The organism is uncultured Nocardioides sp., assembly GCF_902805925.1.
Taxonomy (GTDB): domain Bacteria; phylum Actinomycetota; class Actinomycetes; order Propionibacteriales; family Nocardioidaceae; genus Nocardioides.
The window spans coordinates 1-3,240 of sequence record NZ_CADCUP010000004.1 but is presented as its reverse complement, the minus strand read 5'-3'; the positions used below and the strand labels follow the sequence as shown (position 1 = coordinate 3,240).

Sequence of the window (3,240 nt, the reverse complement as noted above, 5' to 3'; positions counted from 1 at the left end):
CTGCGTGCTCATGTCTGCTCCCTGAGGTGGTGGCGGGTGTTCGTAGGTGCGTCGAACGGCACGGCGCTGCTTCGACACTGCGGCTCAGGAGCTCTCGTGGGCCCGGCGCAGGAGAAGGTCCTGCTCGCGCGCGTTGCCGGTCAGGGCGGCGGCCTCGGTGAACGCGGCGGCCGCCTCGGTCGACCGGCCGGCCCGCGCCAGCAGGTCGCCGCGCACGCTCGGCAGGAGGTGGGAGCCGCTCAGCGCGCCGGCCGGGAGGGCGTCGAGCACGGCCAGCCCGGCGTCGGGGCCGAACGCGCGGCCGTGCGCCACCGCACGGTTGACCTCGACGACCGGCCCGGGAGCAGCGCCCGCCAGGGCGTCGTACCAGGCGGCGATCCGTCGCCAGTCGGTCTCGCCGGGGGCGGGCGCCCGGGCGTGGCAGGCGGCGATGTGGGCCTGCACGGTGAAGGCGCCGATCGGGCGGCCGCTGCTGCGGCTCACCTGCCCGGAGCGCTCGAGAGCCGCCATCCCGCGGCGGACGAGCAGCTGGTCCCAGCGGGAGCGGTCCTGGTCGTCCAGCAGCACCGGCACGCCGTCGGGGCCGGTGCGGGCGTGCTGGCGGGAGCCCTGCAGCTCCAGGAGGGCCTGCAGGCCGTGGGTGTCGGGCTCGGACGGCTCGAGGGCGGCGAGCATGCGGGCCAGGCGGATGCCCTCGTGGCACAGGTCGGGCCGCAGCCAGTCGTCGCCCGCGGTGGCGGTGTAGCCCTCGTTGAAGATCAGGTAGACCACGCCCATCACGTCGTCGAGACGCCGGGTGCGCTCGGGGCCGGTGGGCAGCTCGAAGGACGCGCCCGAGGTGGCCAGCGTCCTCTTGGCGCGCGAGATGCGCTGGCCGACCGCGCTCTCCTGGGCGAGGAACGCCCGGGCGATCTCGGCGGTGGTGAGGCCACCGACCAGCCGCAGGGTCAAGGCGCTGCGGCTGTCGGGGGAGAGCACGGGGTGGCAGGTGAGGAACAGCAGCCGGAGCACGTCGTCCTCGATGTGGTCGACGGCGGCGTCGAGGTCGGGCACGGTCGCCTCCTCCAGCTCGTGGCCCAGCAGGGCCGTCTTGTCACGCAGGGTCGCGTTGCGCCGGAACTGGTCGATGGCGCGCCGCTTGGCCACCGACATCAGCCAGCCGCCGGGATTGGCCGGCACGCCGTCGGTGGGCCACTGCTCCAGGGCCGCCACCAGGGCGTCCTGCGCGAGGTCCTCGGCCAGCGAGACGTCGCGCGTCATCCGCACGAGGGCCGCGACGAGGCGGGTGGACTCGCGCCGCCACACGGCGGTGACGGCGCGGGCCGCGTCTGCCTGCTCAGTCACGCGGGGGCGGGCCGTCGTCCGGGCTCGCGATGCGGCGGACGTGGACCGAGCCCTCCCACGCGGGCCAGTGCTGCTGGTGCAGGGTGGCCATGAGCCGGCCCTGCTCGCGGGCCTCGTCGTCGTCGCGGACCTCGATCACGGCGTACCCGCCGACGACCTCCTTGGCCTCCGCGAAGGGCCCGTCGGTGGTGGTCACCTGGCCGCCGCGGACGACGAGCTCGGTGCTGGCGTCGGTGGACCAGAGGCCGCCGGCGTCCACGAGCACGCCGCTGGCGAACCCCTCGGCCATCGCGGCGTCCATCGCCGAGACGAGCGCGGGTGGGGCACTGCCGATGTCCTCACGCATGTTGACGAAGACCATGTAGCGCATCGCGGCTACCTCCCTGTGGTGGTGGGTGCTGTCGGGGGTACGTCGAACGGCGGGCGGCGCGTTCGACACCCGCCCGGCACCTCTCAGACGCTCAGCTGGCCTTCTTCTTCGCGGGCGCCTTCTTGGCGGCGGTCTTCTTGGCGGCGGTCTTCTTCGCCGCCGTCTTCTTGGCGGGCGCCTTGGCGGCCTTCTTCGCCGGCGCCGGCTCCTCCGCGTCGTCGTCGTCGCTCTCGCCGCGCGCGCTCTTGGCAGCGGCGACGGACTTCTGCAGGGCCGCGAGGAGGTCGACGACCTCGCCCGAGGACTTGGTGGAGGTGGCTGTCTTCTTGACCTCGCCGCCCTCGATCTTCGCCTTCACCAGGGCCTCGACGGCGCCGGCGTAGTCGTCCTCGAACTCGCTCGCCTCGAAGTCGCCCGCGAGGGTGTCGACGAGCATGTGCGCCATCTTGACCTCGGTGTCCTTGACGTCGCCGACCTCGACCTTGAAGTCGGGCCGGCGCACCTCGTCGGGCCACATCATCGTCTGCATCACGATCACGTCGTCGCGCACGCGCAGCACGGCGACCGAGGTGCGCTGGCGCAGGGCCACGGTGACCACGGCCATCCGGTCGGCGTCGGTCAGCGCCTGGCGCAGCAGGCCGTAGGCCTTGGCGCCGGACTTCTCGGGCTCCAGGTAGTAGCTCTTCTCGAACAGCATCGGGTCGATCTGCTCGCTCGGCACGAACTTCTCGACCGCGATCTCGCGCGAGGACGACGACGGCAGCTCGGCCAGGTCGTCGTCGCTGAGGATGACCATCTCGCCGTCCTCGGTCTCGTAGCCCTTCGCGATGTCGGCGTAGGCGACCTCCTCGCCGTCGATCGAGCAGACGCGCTGGTACTTGATGCGGCCGCCGTCCTTGGCGTGCACCTGCCGGAAGGAGACGTCGTGGGACTCCGTGGCGGCGTACAGCTTGACCGGCACCGATACCAGGCCGAAGGACACGCTGCCCTTCCAGATCGCACGCATGCTCATACCTCCCGTTGGACCGTCTCCGGTCAGTATCGCCGGACCCGGCCCCTCACCGCACCCTCCCCGGCGAGTCGATCAGTAGCGCTCGACCACCTGCGGACGCCCGGCGGGCGGGTCGTAGGGCTCGGGCCAGAAGTCGTCGACGGCGGTCACCAGACCGTCGTCGTCGAAGGTGAAGAACGTGATGCCGGTCATCGTCTCCCCACCCACGGTGACGTCGAGCCAGCTCGTCGCGCCGCGGTCGTCGGCCACGACGCGGCGCAGCGCGAGGTGCCAGTCGCCGGGGTACTCCTGGTTGAACCGCACGTAGGCGTCGCGGCCGATGACGCGCTCGCGGGTCTGCGACATGTCGTAGACGACGTCGGGGGACAGGACCTCCGCGAACCCCGACCAGTCGCGCTCCTCGGCGCACTGCCAGTAGCGCCGGATGGTCTGCTCGTGACCGCTCATGGCCCGACCCTCCCAGACCGCGCCGACATCCCCGCGGGCGAGTCGGCCCCGGCATGATGGGCGCATG

At 72.6% G+C, this 3,240-nt stretch carries 4 protein-coding genes; all 4 read right to left on the bottom strand.

The window, feature by feature from the left end:
* Positions 1–84: 84 nt before the first annotated feature.
* Positions 85–1,344 carry an RNA polymerase sigma factor gene (locus QZX64_RS00435; RefSeq protein WP_295656052.1) on the bottom strand — a complete coding sequence of 420 codons (1,260 nt, stop codon included), beginning with the start codon at positions 1,342–1,344 and terminating at the stop codon, positions 85–87.
* Positions 1,337–1,714, bottom strand: a complete 378-nt coding sequence (locus tag QZX64_RS00430) for a YciI family protein (RefSeq protein ID WP_295656051.1) — start codon at positions 1,712–1,714, stop codon at positions 1,337–1,339. The genes QZX64_RS00435 and QZX64_RS00430 overlap by 8 nt, the downstream gene beginning before the upstream one ends.
* A 91-nt stretch (positions 1,715–1,805) precedes the next feature.
* A complete protein-coding gene (locus QZX64_RS00425; RefSeq protein ID WP_295656050.1) occupies positions 1,806–2,720 on the bottom strand; it encodes a Ku protein in 915 nt (304 codons plus the stop codon).
* Positions 2,721–2,798: 78 nt separating this feature from the next.
* Positions 2,799–3,173: a nuclear transport factor 2 family protein gene (locus QZX64_RS00420; protein ID WP_295656048.1), complete on the bottom strand. Its 375-nt coding sequence runs from the start codon at positions 3,171–3,173 to the stop codon at positions 2,799–2,801.
* Between the last annotated feature and the right edge of the window lie 67 nt (positions 3,174–3,240).

Excerpts from the sequence above, each read along its gene's own strand:
- QZX64_RS00430 (WP_295656051.1), bottom strand. The coding sequence starts at position 1,714 with ATGCGCTACATGGTCTTCGTCAACATGCGTGAGGACATCGGCAGTGCC.
- QZX64_RS00425 (WP_295656050.1), bottom strand. The coding sequence starts at position 2,720 with ATGCGTGCGATCTGGAAGGGCAGCGTGTCCTTCGGCCTGGTATCGGTG.
- QZX64_RS00420 (WP_295656048.1), bottom strand. The coding sequence starts at position 3,173 with ATGAGCGGTCACGAGCAGACCATCCGGCGCTACTGGCAGTGCGCCGAG.